The organism is Nocardioides sp. P86 (genome assembly GCF_023712465.1).
Lineage (GTDB): Bacteria > Actinomycetota > Actinomycetes > Propionibacteriales > Nocardioidaceae > Nocardioides > Nocardioides kribbensis.
Window position 1 is genome coordinate 597568 of the sequence record NZ_JAMAYE010000003.1, and the last position, 16235, is coordinate 613802.

General features: G+C 75.5%; 13 protein-coding genes. 7 read left to right on the plus strand and 6 right to left on the minus strand.

Features of this window, described 5'->3' with window-relative positions; all coding sequences use genetic code 11:
- Window positions 1–54: 54 nt before the first annotated feature.
- Entirely contained in the window at window positions 55–1251 is a 1197-nt protein-coding gene (locus tag M3673_RS16185) for a pyridoxal phosphate-dependent aminotransferase (protein WP_251534917.1), read from the minus strand.
- Window positions 1252–1363: 112 nt separating this feature from the next.
- Here M3673_RS16185 and M3673_RS16190 point away from each other — a divergent pair, with 112 nt between their 5' ends.
- On the plus strand, window positions 1364–2875 hold the full coding sequence (locus M3673_RS16190; RefSeq protein WP_251534919.1) for a potassium/proton antiporter: 1512 nt from the start codon (window positions 1364–1366) through the stop codon (window positions 2873–2875).
- A gap of 8 nt (window positions 2876–2883) precedes the next feature.
- Here M3673_RS16190 and M3673_RS16195 read toward each other — a convergent pair whose 3' ends face one another.
- From M3673_RS16195 to eccCa, 4 genes are all read right to left on the minus strand, one after another.
- Entirely contained in the window at window positions 2884–3399 is a 516-nt protein-coding gene (locus M3673_RS16195) for a LytR C-terminal domain-containing protein (RefSeq protein ID WP_193665818.1), read from the minus strand.
- Window positions 3396–3701 carry a type II toxin-antitoxin system VapB family antitoxin gene (locus M3673_RS16200; RefSeq protein WP_193665820.1) on the minus strand — a complete coding sequence of 102 codons (306 nt, stop codon included), beginning with the start codon at window positions 3699–3701 and terminating at the stop codon, window positions 3396–3398. The genes M3673_RS16195 and M3673_RS16200 overlap by 4 nt, the downstream gene beginning before the upstream one ends.
- A 69-nt stretch (window positions 3702–3770) precedes the next feature.
- The gene (locus tag M3673_RS16205) at window positions 3771–3926 is read right to left on the minus strand and encodes a hypothetical protein (protein ID WP_162242262.1); all 156 of its coding nucleotides are present in this window, start codon (window positions 3924–3926) and stop codon (window positions 3771–3773) included.
- 227 nt (window positions 3927–4153) lie between these two features.
- Window positions 4154–8131, minus strand: a complete 3978-nt coding sequence (gene eccCa / locus M3673_RS16210) for a type VII secretion protein EccCa (RefSeq protein ID WP_374108213.1) — start codon at window positions 8129–8131, stop codon at window positions 4154–4156.
- Between the two features lie 254 nt (window positions 8132–8385).
- On the opposite strand from eccCa, the gene M3673_RS16215 reads away from it, so the two are divergent.
- The 6 genes from M3673_RS16215 to M3673_RS16240 all read left to right on the plus strand — a co-directional run bounded on the left by M3673_RS16215 (window position 8386) and on the right by M3673_RS16240 (window position 14965).
- A complete protein-coding gene (locus M3673_RS16215) occupies window positions 8386–9756 on the plus strand; it encodes an EsaB/YukD family protein (protein WP_251534923.1) in 1371 nt (456 codons plus the stop codon).
- 269 nt (window positions 9757–10025) lie between these two features.
- Complete coding sequence (locus M3673_RS16220; RefSeq protein WP_056863150.1) at window positions 10026–10352, plus strand: WXG100 family type VII secretion target; 327 nt, start codon at window positions 10026–10028, stop codon at window positions 10350–10352.
- A gap of 31 nt (window positions 10353–10383) precedes the next feature.
- Window positions 10384–10680 (plus strand): WXG100 family type VII secretion target, encoded by a 297-nt coding sequence (locus M3673_RS16225; RefSeq protein ID WP_056863151.1) that lies wholly within the window; start codon window positions 10384–10386, stop codon window positions 10678–10680.
- Between the two features lie 199 nt (window positions 10681–10879).
- Window positions 10880–12232: a type VII secretion integral membrane protein EccD gene (gene eccD, locus M3673_RS16230; protein ID WP_193665825.1), complete on the plus strand. Its 1353-nt coding sequence runs from the start codon at window positions 10880–10882 to the stop codon at window positions 12230–12232.
- A 4-nt stretch (window positions 12233–12236) separates the two neighbouring features.
- Complete coding sequence (locus M3673_RS16235) at window positions 12237–13649, plus strand: type VII secretion protein EccB (protein ID WP_251534925.1); 1413 nt, start codon at window positions 12237–12239, stop codon at window positions 13647–13649.
- Window positions 13646–14965, plus strand: a complete 1320-nt coding sequence (locus M3673_RS16240) for a S8 family serine peptidase (RefSeq protein ID WP_251534926.1) — start codon at window positions 13646–13648, stop codon at window positions 14963–14965. Before M3673_RS16235 ends, M3673_RS16240 begins: the two co-directional genes overlap by 4 nt.
- A gap of 12 nt (window positions 14966–14977) precedes the next feature.
- On the opposite strand, the gene M3673_RS16245 is transcribed toward M3673_RS16240, so the two are convergent.
- Window positions 14978–16117, minus strand: coding sequence for an ECF transporter S component (locus M3673_RS16245; protein WP_251534928.1), 1140 nt, complete (start codon window positions 16115–16117; stop codon window positions 14978–14980).
- Between the last annotated feature and the right edge of the window lie 118 nt (window positions 16118–16235).

A 16235-nucleotide genomic window follows, 5' to 3' on the forward strand; every position in this document is an offset into this window, starting at 1 on the left:
CGGTGGGCCGGGTGCCGTGGCAGGACCGTGCCCGACCTCGACGGCGCGGAAACGTCACGGACGCAGGGCTGTGGAGAGCCGGTCGAGGCCCTCCTCGACCACGGCGGTGGGTCCGGCGAAGCTCAGCCGCACCGAGCGGTGGCCCTCGACCACGTCGAAGTCGACGCCCGGGGCCACGCCGACGCCGGTGCGGGCGAGCAGGTCGCGGGCGAAGGACATGGAGTCGTCGGTGAGGTGGGAGACGTCGGCGTAGACGTAGAACGCCCCGTCGGCCGGCGCGAGACGGCTCAGTCCCAGCCGCGGCAGCCCGTCGAGCAGCAGCCGCCGGTTGTGGGCGTAGCGCTCCACGTGGGCGTCGAGCTCGGCGTAGGTCTCCTCGGTGAAGGCCGCGAGGCACGCACGCTGGGCGAGCACGGGCGGGCAGATCGTGAAGTTGCCGGTGAGCACGTCGACGGCGCGCCGCAGGTCGCGCGGCACGAGCATCCAGCCGATGCGCCACCCGGTCATCGAGAAGTACTTGCTGAAGCTGGAGAAGACCACGGCCTGGCGGCTGGTCTCCCACGCCGAGCGGGCCAGCCGGGCCTGCGGGCCCTGCTCGAGCGGGGCGTACTCGATGCCGTGGTAGATCTCGTCGGAGATCAGGCGCACCCCGTGCTCCTCGGCCCAGCGGGCCAGGGCGGCGAGCTCCTCGGGCAGCAGCATGGTGCCGGTGGGATTGGCGGGGCTGGCCACCACCAGGCCCGCGAGCCCCACCTCGGCGTGCAGCGCGTCGAGCTGCTCGACCGTGGGCTGGAAGCGGGTCTCCGGCCCGGTCGCCACCTCGACGACCTCGCAGCCGAGCGCGCTGAGCACGTTGCGGTAGCAGGGGTAGCCCGGGCGCGCGATCGCCACGCGGTCGCCGTGCTCGAAGGCGGCGAGGAAGGCGAGCAGGAAGCCGCCGCTGCTCCCGGTGGTGACGACGACGTCGTCGGCCTCGACGTCGATGCCGTGGGTGCGGCGGTGGTGGCCCGCGATGGCCTCGCGCAGCTCCAGCACCCCGGTGGCCGGGGTGTAGCCCAGCGGGTCGCCCGACCCGAGCAGCCGCACGGCCTCGGCGGCGACCGGGCCGGGGGCGCCGGTGCTGGGCTGGCCGGCGAGCAGGTCGACGAGGTCGCCGTGGGTGCGCCGGCGCTCCGCCGCCGCGGCCAGCATGTCCATCACGTGGAAGGGGGGTACGGCGGCGCGGCTGGCCACCTGCATCCGGTCGGTCACCCTTGCGACCCTAGAGGGGACCCCGGAGGGCGTCCGGGAGCGGTCGGGGCGCTCCGCGGCGGCCCCCCGCGCCGATAGACTGCGTGCCCGCCACCCCACGCGCAGAGGTGACATGACCTTCGACGTCCACCAGCTCGACCAGTTCGTGCTGGTCGGCTCGGCCGTCACGCTCCTGGCGATCCTGGCCGTGCGGATCTCCTCGCGCGCCGGGCTGCCCAGCCTGATGTTCTACCTGCTGATGGGCGTCGCGCTCGGCGAGGCCGGCCTCGGCATCGGCTTCGAGGACGCCGAGCTGGCCCACGCCCTCGGGTTCGCGGCCCTGGCCGTCATCCTGGCCGAGGGCGGGCTCACCACCAGCTGGCGCGAGGCGCGACCGGTGATGCGCCTGGGCCTGTCGCTGGCCACGGTCGGCGTCGCGGTCTCGGTCGCGGTGGTCGCCGTCGGGGCGCACTACGTGCTGGGCCTGCCGTGGGAGCTGGCCGTGCTGCTGGGCGCGGTGTGCTCGCCGACCGACGCCGCCGCGGTGTTCTCGGTGCTGCGGGTCGTGCCGTTGCCCCGCCGGCTCACCGGCACCCTGGAGGCCGAGTCGGGCCTCAACGACGCCCCCACGGTCGTGCTGGTCACCCTCATCTCCACCGGGGCGGTCGGCGAGCACCCGCCGCTGGTGGTGCTCGCGATCATCGTCTTCGAGCTCGCGGTCGGTGTGGCCCTGGGGCTCGCCGCGGGCTTCGGCGGTGCCTGGACGATGCGGCGCGCCGCCCTGCCCTCCTCCGGTCTCTACCCCCTGGCCGTGCTCTGCCTGACCTTCCTGGCCTACGGCGGCGCCACGGCGCTGCACGGCAGCGGCTTCGCGGCCGTCTACGTCGCCGCGCTTGTGCTCGGCAACTCCGAGCTGCCCCACCGCGCGGCCACCCGGTCCTTCGCCGAGGGCGTCGCCTGGCTGGCCCAGATCGGGCTCTTCGTCATGCTCGGTCTGCTGCTCTCACCGGGCCGCATCGACGCCGCGACCGTCGGTCTGGCGGTGGTGGCCGGGTTGCTGCTGACCTTCGTGGCCCGACCGCTGTCGGTGGCGGTGAGCGCCCTGGCCCAGCCGATGCCGCCACGGCAGCTGGCCTTCCTGTCCTGGGCCGGACTGCGCGGTGCCGTGCCGATCGTGCTGATGACCATCCCGCTGTCGGAGGGGGTCGAGGGGGCCGAGCGGCTCTTCGACATCGTGTTCGTGATGGTGGTGCTCTACACCCTCCTCACCGGGCCGACCCTGCCCTGGGTGGCGCGCGTGCTGCGGGTCGCCCGCCGCTCCGAGCCGCGCGACCTCGAGCTCGAGGCAGCGCCCCTCGAGCGGGTGGCCGCCGACCTGCTCCAGATCACGATCAGCCCGGTCTCGCGCCTGCACGGCGTGGAGGTGGGCGAGCTGCGGCTGCCCGTGGGGGTGTCGGTGTCGATGGTCATCCGCGACGGCCGCACGCTCGTGCCCGACCCGCGCACGGTGCTGCGCCGCGGCGACGACCTGCTCGTCGTGACCCCGCGCAAGCAGCGCGAGCTCACCGAGGAGCGGCTGCGCCTGGTCAGCGCCTCGGGCCGCCTGGCGCGGTGGAGCAGCCCGGAGCAGGGGCCGCGGGGCTGAGCCGCCGGTCAGGCGTCGGGCGGCACGCAGACGGTGGCGTCGCCGCGGACCTTGACCTGCTGCTTGCCCGGCAGGAGCTCGTCGAAGTCGTCGCCGACGACCACGACGACCCCGTCGACCGGGGCGTCGCGGCGCACGACCTCGGTGTCGGCGCCGAGGTGGGTCCGCACCAGCCGCACCGCGGGGTTGGTGGGGTCGTCGGTCCAGATCTGGGCGCGGGCCACGTCGGCGTCGCCCGGCGCGTCCTGACCGCTGCCCCGGGCGAAGCCGGCGTCGACCAGTCCCTGCAGCGTCCGCCCCGCGAGCCCCGAGCGGTCGCCGGCGTTGAGCACGCTGACGAGGACCTGCGCGCTGCTCAGTGTCGAGCCGCGGGCCACGTCGGTCTCGACGCAGGCGCTCGAGGAGGCTTCGTCGGAGTCGGAGAAGGGGGCGGTGACGGCCGAGAGGCCCCACGCTGCCCCGGCCACGAGCAGGACGGCGAGGACGGTCAACGTGATCGCCGAGCGGGCCTGGGCGCTGCTCACGACGCGGTCCCGGCCACGGCGTGCACGCGCGCGTGCAGCACGGTGCGCTGCTGGAGCGCCGCGCGCAGCGCGCGGTGCAGACCGTCCTCGAGGTAGTACTCCCCGCGCCACTCCACCACGTGGGCGAACAGGTCGCCGTAGAAGGTGGAGTCCTCGTCGAGGAGCGCGGCCAGCTGGAGGGTGTCCTTGGTGGTCACCAGCTGGTCGAGGCGCACCTGGCGCGGCGGCACGTCGGCCCAGCCGCGCGAGGACAGGCCGTGGGCGGGATAGGGACGGCCCTCGCCCACGCGCTTGAAGATCACGCCGCGACTATAACCAGCCCGACGTGCGCCGTGGCCGCGGCGAGGCGGCCCCGGCGCACCCCGGACGGGTCAGGCCGACCAGCGCAGCGAGTCGTCGACCAGGTCGGCGAGGGCGTTGACGCCCCGCAGGTCGGCGCGCTCGCCCATGAGGCGGGCGAGGGCCTGCGAGTGGCGGGTCTTGAGGTCGCGCTGCTGGCGCGCACGCTCGAGGTCCCGGTCGGACATGGTGGGGTTCTCCATCATCGGCCTCCCTGACTGGTGCCTGTCGGCGTGACCGGGACCCGTGTCCCGGTCGGAGGCTCCAGCGTGGGGTGCGTCGATGGCCGCACTGTTGAGCGCGGGTTACGAGCAGGTCTCACGTGCCGTGACGTACGACTCGCGGCCGACCGCGCCGTTCCGCCCCGCCCGCGGCCGTCGTGTGCTGCCGACGGGCGCGGGACGGGCGAGTGGCCTCACAGGGTGGGCTCGCTCCAGGCGTTCTGGATGACCTCGACGCCGCGGTCGCGGGTGACCAGGCGGGCCCGGCCGGCCGGGGCGGGCAGCGGCCGCAGGTTGCGGATGAGCGGCCCCTCGTCGGGGCTGCCCGAGAGCAGCATGCCCGGCATGGCCAGGTCGCGCAGCGACTGGATGACCGGCTCGTAGAGCGAGCGCGAGGCGCCACCGGAGCGGCGGGTCACCACGACGTGCAGACCCACGTCGCGGGCCTGGGCGAGCATCGGCTGCAGCGCCTGGAGCGGGGAGCTCTGCTGGGTGGCGACCAGGTCGTAGTCGTCGACGAGCAGGAACACCTCCGCGCCGGCCCACCAGCTGCGGTTGCGCAGCTGGTCGGGGGTGACGTCGGGCCCGGGGATGCGGTTCTCGAGATAGGTCGCGAGGTCCTTGAGCACCGGCGTGGCCTGGGTGGCCGAGGTCATGTAGTTGAGCAGGTAGTCCTCGGGCACCTCCCCGAGCAGCGAGCGGCGGTAGTCGACGAGGAAGATCTGGGCCTGCCGGGGCGTGCGGGTGCGCACGATCTCCTGGGCGTAGGTGCGCAGCAGGGCGCTCTTGCCCGACTGGCCGTCGCCGAAGACCAGCAGGTGCGGCTCGGCGTCGACGTCGAGCCCCACCGGGGCCAGCTCCTTCTCGTTGATGCCGAGCAGGATCGGCCCGCCGGGCTTCTCGGCCGCGGGGTCGACCTCGGCGAGACCGGCGAGGCGGCGCACCTGCTCGAGGTCGATCCGCTCCGGCAGCAGCCGCAGCTTGGGACCGGCAGGGCCGGTCCAGGCGTCGGCCACCCGGGTGATGAGGTCGTCGACCCCGTCGCCGAGGTTGTCGGCGGAGGCGTCGCCGTCGATGCGGGGCAGCGCGCCGAGGAAGTGCAGCTTGCTGCTGACCAGGCCACGGCCGGGCCGACCGGCCGGCACGAGGGCGGCCACCTTGCGGTCGATCTCGGAGTCGATGTGGTCACCCAGCTTGAGCTCCAGGCGCGTGCCGAGCACGTCGCGCATCGCGGCGCGCATGTCCGACCAGCGCGCGGCGCCCAGCAGCATGTGCAGACCGAAGGTCAGGCCGCGCCCGGCGAGCTGCTGGAGCTCGATCTCGATGTCGTCGAAGTCGGCGCGCAGCGTGCTCCAGCCGTCGACGACGAGGAACACGTCGCCGTAGCCGTCGTCGGCGCGGCCCTGGGCGCGCCGGCTGCGGTAGGTCTCGATGGAGTCGATGCCGTGCGCGCGGAAGTAGGCCTCGCGCCGGTCCACGATCCCGACGACCTCGGCGATGATGCGCCGGATCACGTCGGGCTCGGAGCGCGTCGCGACCCCCGAGACGTGGGGCAGGCGGGCCAGCGGGGTGAACGTGCCGCCACCGAAGTCGAGCACGAAGAACTGCGACTCGGTGGGCGTCGTGGTCAGCGCCATGCTGGTCACGACGCTGCGCAGCAGCGTGCTCTTGCCCGAGCGCGGCCCGCCGACGACCACGACGTGGCCGGCGGCGCCGGTGAGGTTGACGGTGAGCGTGTCGCGGCGCTGCTCGCGCGGGCGGTCGACGGTGCCGAGGGGGATCGTGAGGCCGGGCAGCTCGCGCCAGCGGCGCGAGACCAGGCCGAGCTCGGGATCGGCCTCCAGGTCGCCGAAGAGCTGGTCGAGGGTGTCGGGCACGTCGAGCGGCGGCAGCCAGACCTGGTGGGCCTCGGGGCCGTGCCCGACCATGCGGTCGACCGCGATGTCGAGCAGGGACTTCTGCTGGCCCTCCTGCTTGGCCGCGGGCCGCGGTGCCTCCTCCGGCTCGGGCGCGCTCGGCACCTCGAGCATCTGCACCTCGGAGACGGTGAAGGGCAGGATCCCCTGCACGTGGCCGCCCTCGTCGCGGATCACCCGGGTGCGACCCGACGGCGGGCCCGAGACGTAGGCGGCCTTGAAGCGCACCATGCTGGTCGGGTCGGGCTTGAGGTAGCCCAGGCCGGGCACGGCCGGCAGCTCGTAGGCGTCGGGCACGCCGAGCACCGCACGGGACTCCTGGGCGCTGAAGGTGCGCAGGCCCACGCGGTAGGACAGGTGCGACTCCAGGCCGCGCAGCCGGCCCTCCTCCAGGCGCTGGGAGGCCAGCAGCAGGTGCAGCCCCAGCGAGCGGCCGAGGCGGCCGATGGCCACGAAGAGGTCGATGAACTCCGGCTTGGCCGAGAGCATCTCGGAGAACTCGTCGACCACGATGAAGAGCGAGGGCATCGGCTCGAGGTCCTCGCCGGCGGCGCGGGCCTTCTCGTAGTCGCGGATCGAGGCGTAGTTGCCGGCGGCGCGCAGCAGCTCCTGGCGGCGCACCATCTCCCCCGACAGGGCGTCCTGCATGCGGTCGACGAGGGTGAGCTCCTCGGAGAGGTTGGTGATGACCGCGGAGACGTGCGGCATCTCCGACATGCCGGCGAAGGTCGCACCGCCCTTGAAGTCGACCAGCACGAGGTTGAGCTGCTCGGGGGAGTGGGTCATCACGAGGCCGAGCACCAGCGTGCGGAGGAACTCCGACTTGCCCGATCCCGTGGCCCCGATGCACAGGCCGTGGGGTCCCATGCCCTGCTGCGCCGACTCCTTGATGTCGAGGTGCACCAGCCCGCCGCCCTCGCCGTTGCCGATCGGCACCCGCAGCCGGTCGCGCGCGGGCCGGGCGCGCCAGGCCACCGCGGGGTCGAAGGTGTGCACGTCGCCGAGCGAGAGCAGCTCCATGAAGTCGGTCGGCCCGGTGATCTCGCCGCCGGCGGGCGCGGCGTCGCCGCCGGTCGCGGCCACCGTGTGCAGCGGGGTCAGGCGCCGCGCGAAGGCCTCCGCGGTGGCCAGGTCGCACTGGTCGGCCCGCGCGCGGATGGGCTCCTCGCGCAGGCGCAGCGCCTCCACCGGCACGCGGCCGTCGGCGCCGACCTCGCCGCCGAAGAGCAGCCGCAGGCTGCTGGCGTCGTCCATCTCGTCCCACCGCGAGGGCAGGTCGAGCACCGTCACGCCGTGCAGGCCGTCGGGCGGGATGACGTGGTTGCCCGGGGGCAGCGTGGCGCCGTCGAGCACCAGCAGCAGGTGGGGCGTGGCCGGTCGCTCGTCGGCCCCGAAGCGGGGCCGGTCGGAGAGGTCCTCGGGCAGCAGGGCCGCGAGGTCGTCGAGGGAGGTGCTGACCATGCGCATCGGCCCGACGGCGTCGGTGGCCCGCGGGCTCAGGCTGTGGGGCAGCCACTTGACCCAGTCCCAGTGGGCCAGGGTGCGCTCGGAGGCCAGGACCGCCACCACGAGGTGGTCCGGCGACTGGAACGCCGTGGCCGAGCAGATCAGCGCCCGGGCCAGCGCGCGGGTGGGGTCGTCGGGCCCGCACAGCTCGAGGCGGTCGAAGGCGCGCAGGTCGACCGACGCGGGGAGGTCGGGCTGCAGCCGGTGCACGACGAGCAGACGGTGCAGCGCCGAGGCGGCGGCCGGGTCGACCTGGTCGATCGGCGCCGACTCGGGCGGCACCAGCTCGAGCCCGAGCGGCTGGGCGCACACGCCGTACCGGACGTGGAGGAACTGGGGGTCGGCGGTGCCGTGCTCCCAGACCCGTGAGCGCTCCTCGGCGATCGCGGGCAGCGAGGAGGGCTCGGGGTGGTGCCAGGTCAGCGCGCGGCGCTGCTGGTCGGCGGCGTCGCGGGCGATCTTGCGCACGCCGGCGAGGTAGCGCAGGTACTCGGTGCGCGAGCCCGTCACGCTCTGGGCGCGCTGCTTCCGCTGCCGGTCGATCTGCACGACGATGAAGCCGAGGGTGGCGAAGAGGAACATGCCGGCCGCGATGTAGGAGCGCCCGCCGGTCTGCCCGCCCATGCTGGCCACCAGCACGATCGAGCCGAGGCTGCCGAGCATCGGGATCGCGTTCATCAGGACGCCGCCGGCGCCCTCGCTGTCCTCGATCTCGGGCGGGGCCTGCAGGACGATCTGACCGGAGGGCATCTCCGGCTCCTCGAGCCGGTGCCCGCGCAGCGTCGTGGTCAACGAGGTCCCCTCGGGGTCGGTCTGGCCGGGTGACGGGGCTCCGACCGGGGTCGCGCCGCGCGACCGGGTGGGGTGGTCGGGCTGAGGTCCAGCGATGATAGGCGCCGCACCGCCGACCGACTACCCTGCGTGCGACCGGGCCAAACCGCCCGGGCACGCCCCCTGGTCCGGCGCCGGCCGGGGGGCCCGGGCGCCAGGCGCGTGGAGCAGCCGTGGCCGGAGCGAGCAGCAACGTCGGTGACAGCGTCGCGCTGACCGTGCACGGGCCCCGCGGGTCCCTCGACCTGGTCGTGCCCACGGCGGTCACCGTGCTCGACGTCGCCCGGGAGTACGCCAGCCAGGCCGGTCTGGCCGACGTGCCGCCGCTGGGCACCCACCGCGGCGCCACCCTCGAGCCCGGCGCCTCCCTCGCCGGGTCGGGCGTGCGGGCCGGCGACGTGCTCGTCGCCCTCACCGCCCCCACCACGGCCCCCTCGCCCTCCCGGTCACGGCGCGGCTCCACCGGCCCCTCCGACGCGCCCGGCGCCCTGGCGGTGGTCTGGCTGGCGCTCGCCGCGGCCACCGCGGTGCTGGCGGGGCTGCTCGCCACCCGCGCCGACGGCACGACCCGCGACCTCACGGTGGGGCTGCTGGTCGCCGCCGCCGTGGTCGGCGTGATGCCCGTCGGCCGTCTCGCGGGCCACCGTGCCCTGGCCGCCCCGGTCTTCGCCGGCGCCGCCGCGCTCGCGGTCGTGTGGGACCCCGAGCCGGCCCGGCTGCCCACGGTCATCGGCCTCGCCGCCCTCGTCGCGGCCCTCACCGCGGCGGTGGGCCGCTCGCTCGACCAGCGCCAGGAGGAGGGGCTGCGCGTCTGGATCGTCGTAGGCTCCCTGGTCTTCGTGCTCCCCACCGGCTGCGCGCTGGTCGGCTTCGAGCCGCCGGTGGTCTGGTCGCTGCTGCTCGTCGTGGCCGTGCTGGCCCCCCGCTTCGTCCCCGCCTACGCCGTGGACGTGCCCGACCAGCTGCTCGTCGACCTGGAGCGCCTCGCCGTGAGCGCCTGGTCGGCGCGGGAGCGTCCCCGCGGGCGGCGCGGCCGCACCGTCGTACGCCCCTCCGCGGTCGAGACCGTGGCCGAGCAGGGCGCCCGCACGCTGACGGCCTGGTCGGCCGCGGTGCTGGTGCTGGTCGCGGTCGCGGCCCCCCTGCTGCTGGCCTCGGCCACCCTGCCGGTCGACCGGGTGGGTGCGCGCGTGCTCGTCGGTCTCAGCGGCGCCGCCCTGCTGCTGGCGGCCCGCAGCTACCGCCACGTCGCGGCGCGGGCCCTGCTGCGGTGCGCGGGCCTCGTGTGCTGGCTCGTGCTGCTCGTCGCGCTCGTCGGGGCGCTGCGCGAGGGCGCCGGCACCCTGCTCGCGGTCGGGTCCGTGCTGCTGGCCGCGCTCGTCGTGCTCGTCGCCGTCGCGACGGGTCGGGGGTGGCGCTCGGCCTGGTGGTCGCGGCGGGCCGAGGTGGCCGAGGGTCTCGTGGGGGCCGGGGCGCTGGCCAGCGTCGTGGTCGCGGTCGGGATCTTCCGCGTGCTCTGGGAGAGCATCAACCTGCCCGGCTGACCCGTCGTGGGGGCCTGGCGCGAGGGCCGCGCCGCCACGGCGAGCCGCGCCCGACACGCCGGTGGCGCCGGGGTCCTGCACAGGTCTGCGGCGGGCCAGGTTTAGCCCCAGGGGCCCCGGGTAGACCGATGCGTGTCCGCCACCGGCGCCGCGCAGGACGTCCCAGCGCTCGTCCCGCGTCGCTCCGGTCCCGGGCCCCGGACCACAGCACAGCGACACCCCCACCCCCGCGCGGCGAGACGGCCGCACCCCCGAAAGAAGGAGTTGGCATGTCCAACGAGTACGGCCAAGGCGAAAAGGTCCTCTCCCGCGCAGCCGGCATGGTTGCGGAGGCCAAGGGCGACTTCGACAACATCTCCAAGACCCTCATGGGCAACGTCGAGCAGCTCAAGTCCCAGTGGGGCGGCCAGGGCTTCCGCGCCTTCGACACGCTCTCGCAGGAGTGGCAGGCCAAGCAGAACAAGATCCTGAGCGCGCTCAACGTCTTCGAGTCCAACCTCCAGACCACGGAGAAGGACAACGTCGCCACCGACGAGTCGCAGTCCTCGACCATGGCGTCCATCAGCGCCGGCCTCGACGCCGCTCCCGGCGTCTGACCCCCACAGACCACAGCAAGGAGACACAGCCATGTCGCTCGACGGAATCAAGGTCAACCACGCCGGACTCGACACCGGTGCGCAGGACCTCGCCACCGGTGTGAAGAACATCGAGAACCGCCTGCAGCAGCTCGAGGACGAGCTCAGCGAGCTCAAGGGCGCCTGGGTCGGCAACGCCCGCCTCGCCTACGACGACGCCAAGCGCAAGTGGGACCAGGCCATCCTGGAGATGAAGGACCTGCTCGCCCGCACCAGCAACGCCGTCGCCACCGCCAACACCGAGTACCGCGAGGCCGACAAGCGCGGCGCCGGCCTCTTCGGCGGCTGAGCGCAGCACCCACCCCGAGGGGGTCGGCACCGTCCGGTGCCGGCCCCCTCGTCGTGCCGCCCGTCCCCGTCGCGCGGCACCGCTAGCATCACTGCCGGTCTGGACCGGGGAGTCCGCGGACCGCCACGGGGTAGACCGGTGGGCGATCGACCCAGCGCACAGCACCGGAGGGACCTCCGGTGAGGAGAAGGAGACGCCGATGAGCCAGGCGCCAGTGAGCGCGACCGGCCTGGTGCGCGTGACCGTCGCCTCCGGCACCCGCCGGGTCGACCTGGTCCTGCCCGGCTCGGTGCCCGTGGCCGAGCTCGTGCCCGAGCTGGCCCGCAGCGTCGGCCTGCTCGACGCCCTCACGGTCTACGGCGGCTACCGCGTCGTGACCGCCGAGGGTCGCGAGCTGGCCCCCGACTCGGGCCTGGTGATGCAGGGCGTCGAGGACGGCGGCCTGCTCACCGTCACCGCCGGCATCGACGCCCCCGCGCCCCGGGTCTACGACGACGTCGTCGAGGCGATGACCGACGTCGTCGAGCGCGACCTCAAGCCGTGGTCGCCCGCCTCGGGACGCCGCACGGCGCTGAGCGCCTCGGGGCTGCTGATGGCCCTCGGCGCCGTGGCCCTGCTCGTGCAGAGCGACGCCCGGCTGGCCGGCACCGCGGCCGCCGTGGTCGCCGCCGTGCTGGTGGCGGGCGCGGTGGTGCTCTCCCGCGCGCAGCGCGAGGCCGAGGCCGCCGTGGCCGTGGCGTGGATGGGCTGCCTCTACGCCGCCGTGGCCGGGCTGGTGCTCGCGGAGTCGGCGTACGACGGTCCCTCGGCCGTGGTCAGTGCCGGTGGCGCGGCCCTCGTGGCCGGGCTGGTCGCGCTGGTGGGGCTGGGTGAGGGGCGCACGCTGGTGCTGCCGCCGGTCGTGGTCGGGGCCGTCTTCGTGGCCACCGGCCTGCTGATCCGGGTCGCCGACCTCGACACGGCGGTGGTGCTGACCACCGCGATGGCCTTCGTCGTGCTGGCCGGCAGCGTCTTCCCGTGGCTGGCCCTCGGGCTGACCGGCACGACCGTCGAGCAGATCTACTCCGTCGCCGACATCACGACCGACCCCGACGAGATCGACCCCGTGCGCGTGAGCGCCGACGCCCGCGTGGCCCACGAGATCCTGGTGGCCATCTCGGCCACGGTGGGCCTGCTGCTGGTGCTGGTCGTGCCGCTCGCGGTCGGGCTCGGCCTGTCCGGCACCCTGCTGGCCGTGGTGGCCTGCCTCGTGGTCATGCTCCGCACCCGCCAGTACCGCACCGGCTCCGAGGTGCTGGTCGGCCTGGTCAGCGGCATCGTGGGGCTCGGCGCGGTCGCGCTCTCGCTGATGTACCTCCAGCCCGAGTGGCGGCCCACGACCGCGGTCGTCCTGGCCGCCGCGGGCGCCGTGCTGCTGGCGGTGACCCTCCTGCCCCGCACCCCGTCGGTGCGCGGCGGCCGTTTCGGCGACGTGGTCGAGACCGTGGCGCTGCTGGCGATGCTCCCGCTGCTGGTGCTGGCCAGCGGCCTGTTCTCCTCGATCACGGGCTGACCCGGTGGCGACCAAGAAGGACCTCGTCGAGGCCCACGCCTTCAGCCGGCGCCGGCTCGTCACCGCCTTCGTCTCGGGCGCCCCCGGCGGCCGTGAGGTCGAGCCGGCGCGCCCGGGCCGCACCCTCATCGGCGGGGCGGCGCTCGCCGTGCTCCTGGTGGCCGGTGCCGCCATCACGGGCATCTTCACCGACCGGACCCCCGAGGGCTGGGACGAGCCGGGGCTGCTCATCTCCGAGGACGAGGGAGCCTCCTACGTCGTGCTCCTCGACGGCGAGGGCAACCCCGAGGCGCGCCCGGTCGACAACGTGGTCTCCGCGCGCCTGGCGCTGCAGGGGCAGCTCGACGAGCCCACCACGATCGCCCAGGACACCATCGACACGCTGCCGCTCGGGCCGGAGATCGGCATCCTCCAGGGGCCCGAGACGCTGCCGGGCTCCGACGAGATGGTCGAGAGCGGGTGGACGGCCTGCACCGGCCCGGCCAAGGCGCTCCAGGTCGACGTCTCCGCGCGACCCGACGCCAACCCGATCGGCGACGGCCAGGCCTTCGTGGTCAAGAGCGAGGGCGAGGTCTGGGTGGTCGCCACCGCCCCCGCCACCGTGGACACCCCGGCCCAGGCCTACCGGTACCTGCTGTCGATGGACAACGGCCGCGACTTCTTCCTCAACGAGTTCGGGCTCTCCACCCAGGCCCAGGCCACCGCGGTCAGCGGCGACTGGCTGCAGCTCTTCCCCGAGGGCGCCCCTCTCGACCTCGACTCCTTCGACGTCGGCGAGGTCGGCGGCGAGGTGCCCGGGCTCTCCCGCGCCGAGGGCGTGGCGGGCGACTACGTCGCCACCGACGACGGTGGCGGCTACGTCCTCACCAGCGACGGTCCCGGCCTGCTCGACCCCTTCGCGCTCGCCGTCTACGCCAACGCCGCGCGCGGCACCGACCGCACGCCGCTCGACATCGCTCCGCCCGACGTGGACCAGAACCGCGACGTCTACGCCGGTGCCCGCTGGCCCACGGCGGCGCCGGAGCAGGCCGTGCCCAGCGGCCAGTGCGCCTTGCTGGAGACCGACCCCGAGGGCGCCCCCCGCGCCCAGGCCTACGCCGAGCCGGGCGAGGACGCCAGCGCGGCCGACCTGCCGCGGGCCGAGCGCGACGTCAGGGTCGAGCCCGGCGCGGGCGCCATCTTCGTGGTGGGCGACTGGTCGGGCGCGCCCGGCACCAGCACCTTCGTCGTCGACTCCACCGGCACGGCCTTCAACCTCGAGGGTCCCGACACCCTGACCTACCTCGGCTACGGCGACATGACCCTGCCGGTCGTGCCCGACGCGTGGCTCGACGTGTTCGACACCGGCGTCGTCCTCTCGCCCGAGCTGGCCCTGTGCCCGCCGCAGAGCGTCGAGGAGGCCACGGAGTGCGCGTGACCCGGGGGTCCGCCCGGGCCGGATCGGCGAGCAGGTCCGAGCGGCGGCACCGCTCGCGGGTCGTGGTCGGCGGGCTCGCCGTCACCGCGCTGCTGGGCACGCCGCTGCTGCCGACGCCGGCCGGGGCTGCCAGTCCCTTCGGGCAGGGCTGCGACCAGGCCTTCGAGGAGGGCACGGAGGTCAGCGAGCCCCTGACCGGCGACAGCCTGCCCCTCGAGGCGATGGGCGTGCCGGCGGCGCAGGAGGAGCTCGCAGCCCGGGGCGTCGAGCCCGGGGCCGGGGTCACCGTGGTGGTGCTGGACTCGGGCGCCGTCGGGGTCCCCGCGGTGTCGGCCGGCGCCGTGCTGCCGAGCCAGGCCGGCGGTGGACGCCCGCTCGACCACCGCGGCACGACCTTCGCCGGCATCGTGGCCGGGGCGTCGTTCACCGAGGAGGGCGCCGAGCGGCCGACCCCGGTCGGCATCGCCCCGGGGGCGCAGGTGGTCTCGGTGCGGGTGCTCGACGACATCGACCCCGACGCCGAGGGCGTCGGGGCGACGACCGAGGCCCTGACCGCCGGGCTGCGCTCGGTGCTGCCGCTCGTGCGCGCCGCCGACCGGACGGTGGTGGTCGCGGTGCCCGTGGCGGTGCCGCGGGGCCGCGCGCTCGAGGCTGCCGCCGAGGAGCTGTGGGACGCCGGGGCGATCGTGGTCGCCGGGGTCGGCGACCGCCCGGTCGTCGACGAGGCGCGCCCCGACAGCGCCGATGTGCCGCTGGCGCGGCCGTCGGCCACCGAGGACGCCGCCGACGTGCTGGGCCCGGCCGGCGCCGGGCACGTCGTGGGCGTCGCCGCCACCGACGTCGCCGACCCGCTGCGCTCCTCCGCCGTCGACGTCGCCGCCCCCAGCGTCGGCGCGCTGTCGTGGGCGGCCAACGGTGCCCCCTGCATCGCGCCGGGCCCCTCGACCACCATCGCGACCGCGGAGGTGGCGGGGGTGCTGGCACTGCTGCTCTCGCGCTTCCCCGACGACTCCCCGCAGCAGCTCGTCGACCGCCTGGTCGGCACCGCCGCGGGACGCGCCGACGTGGCGTCGCGGCTCACGGGGGCCGGGCTGGTGCAGGCCGCCGAGGCGGTCACCCGGCCGCTGCTGCCGCAGCGCTCGGGCACCTCGGGGGAGACCACCGTGGCCCGTGACACCGCCAGCGCGCTGGCCCCGCCGCCGGTGAGCGACCCGCTGGCCGGGGCGCGCGACGAGGCGCTGTGGTGGGGGTTGCTCGGTGGCGGGGCGCTCCTGCTCGCGCTGGTGCTGCGACCCGTGCTGGCCCGCCGCCGCTGACGGTCGGCCGGGTCAGGTGTCGCCGGGTCGGGTGCGGTCGGGCTCCTGGCCCCCGCCGGGCGGGCCCGGGTCTGCCGGCGTCGGTGGCGTGGTCGGGGGCGACGCGGGCAGCAGCACCGGCACCGCCGTGCGCAGGGCGGCGGGCAGCGCCGAGATCGTCACCAGCGCCACGAACCCGCTGATCATCTTGTCGCCCAGCGACACCAGCAGGTTGGCGACCGCGAGCGCGGCGAGCGGGGGCACCCCGAGGGCGAGCACCGAGTCGGTGACCATGTCGCCGCCGTTGCCGGTGCCGCCGTCGAAGCGCCAGACGAGGATGGGCACGGCCACGGCCGAGCAGACCAGGGCCACGAGCACGTTGAGCCCCAGGAACCGCGGCAGGCTGCGCCCCAGGCCCCACCGCCGCGCGCCGTAGCCCCAGACCAGCGCACCGGCCACGTTGACCAGCGCGAAGGGCACCGACACGGGGCCGCTCTCGGCCACGCCCAGCACGTTGGTGGCCAGGCCCACCGCCGCGCCGCGCCACGGCCCGAGCGCCAGGGCCGCGATCGCCGTGCCGACCATGTCCAGGTGCACCGGCAGCTGCAGGAGCTCGACCAGCGAGCGATCCAGCAGGTTGACGACGACGCACGCGACCAGGAGCAGCAGCGCACCACGCGGTGGCACCCCCGCGCCGGCCCCGGACGACGGGTCGGGTCCGGACGTCGCGGGCGGGGGGTCGACGGGGCGGGCCGTGCCGTCGCCGCCCTCCGCGCCGTCTGCCGCGTCCGCCCCGTCGGCGGCGGGGAGCGTCGGGGGTGCTGGGGGTGCTGGGGGTTCGGCCGCGGCGGTCGGACGCGGCCGCCGGCACTGCTCGACCCACGCGTCGACGCGCTCGTCCTCGGCGCCGAGCGCGTGGGCGATCTCGCGCACGAGCGGGAGGTTGACCCGGGTGCGACCGGTGCGGAAGGCGTCGTAGACGGTGGTGCGGGCGACCCGTGCGGCGTGCGCCGGGGTGCCCGCCGCCTCGCGGGCGCCGCTGACGCGGCGGGCGATCTCGGCGTACGACGGGTCGCCGACCCGGGCGCGCAGGGCCTGGAGCTCCAGGGCCAGACCGTCCCACCGCGACGCGTCGCCCGACCCGTTGGGCCCCCCGGCCGTGTCCTGCTCCACCGATGGCCCCCCGAGTGACCTGACGACGTGCGGGCGCGCTCCCCGTGGCCCGCCCGAGGCCGAAGCATACGGCGGCGACGGGAGTCCTCCGGCCCGCCGTCCCGGGCGCGGTCCGGCG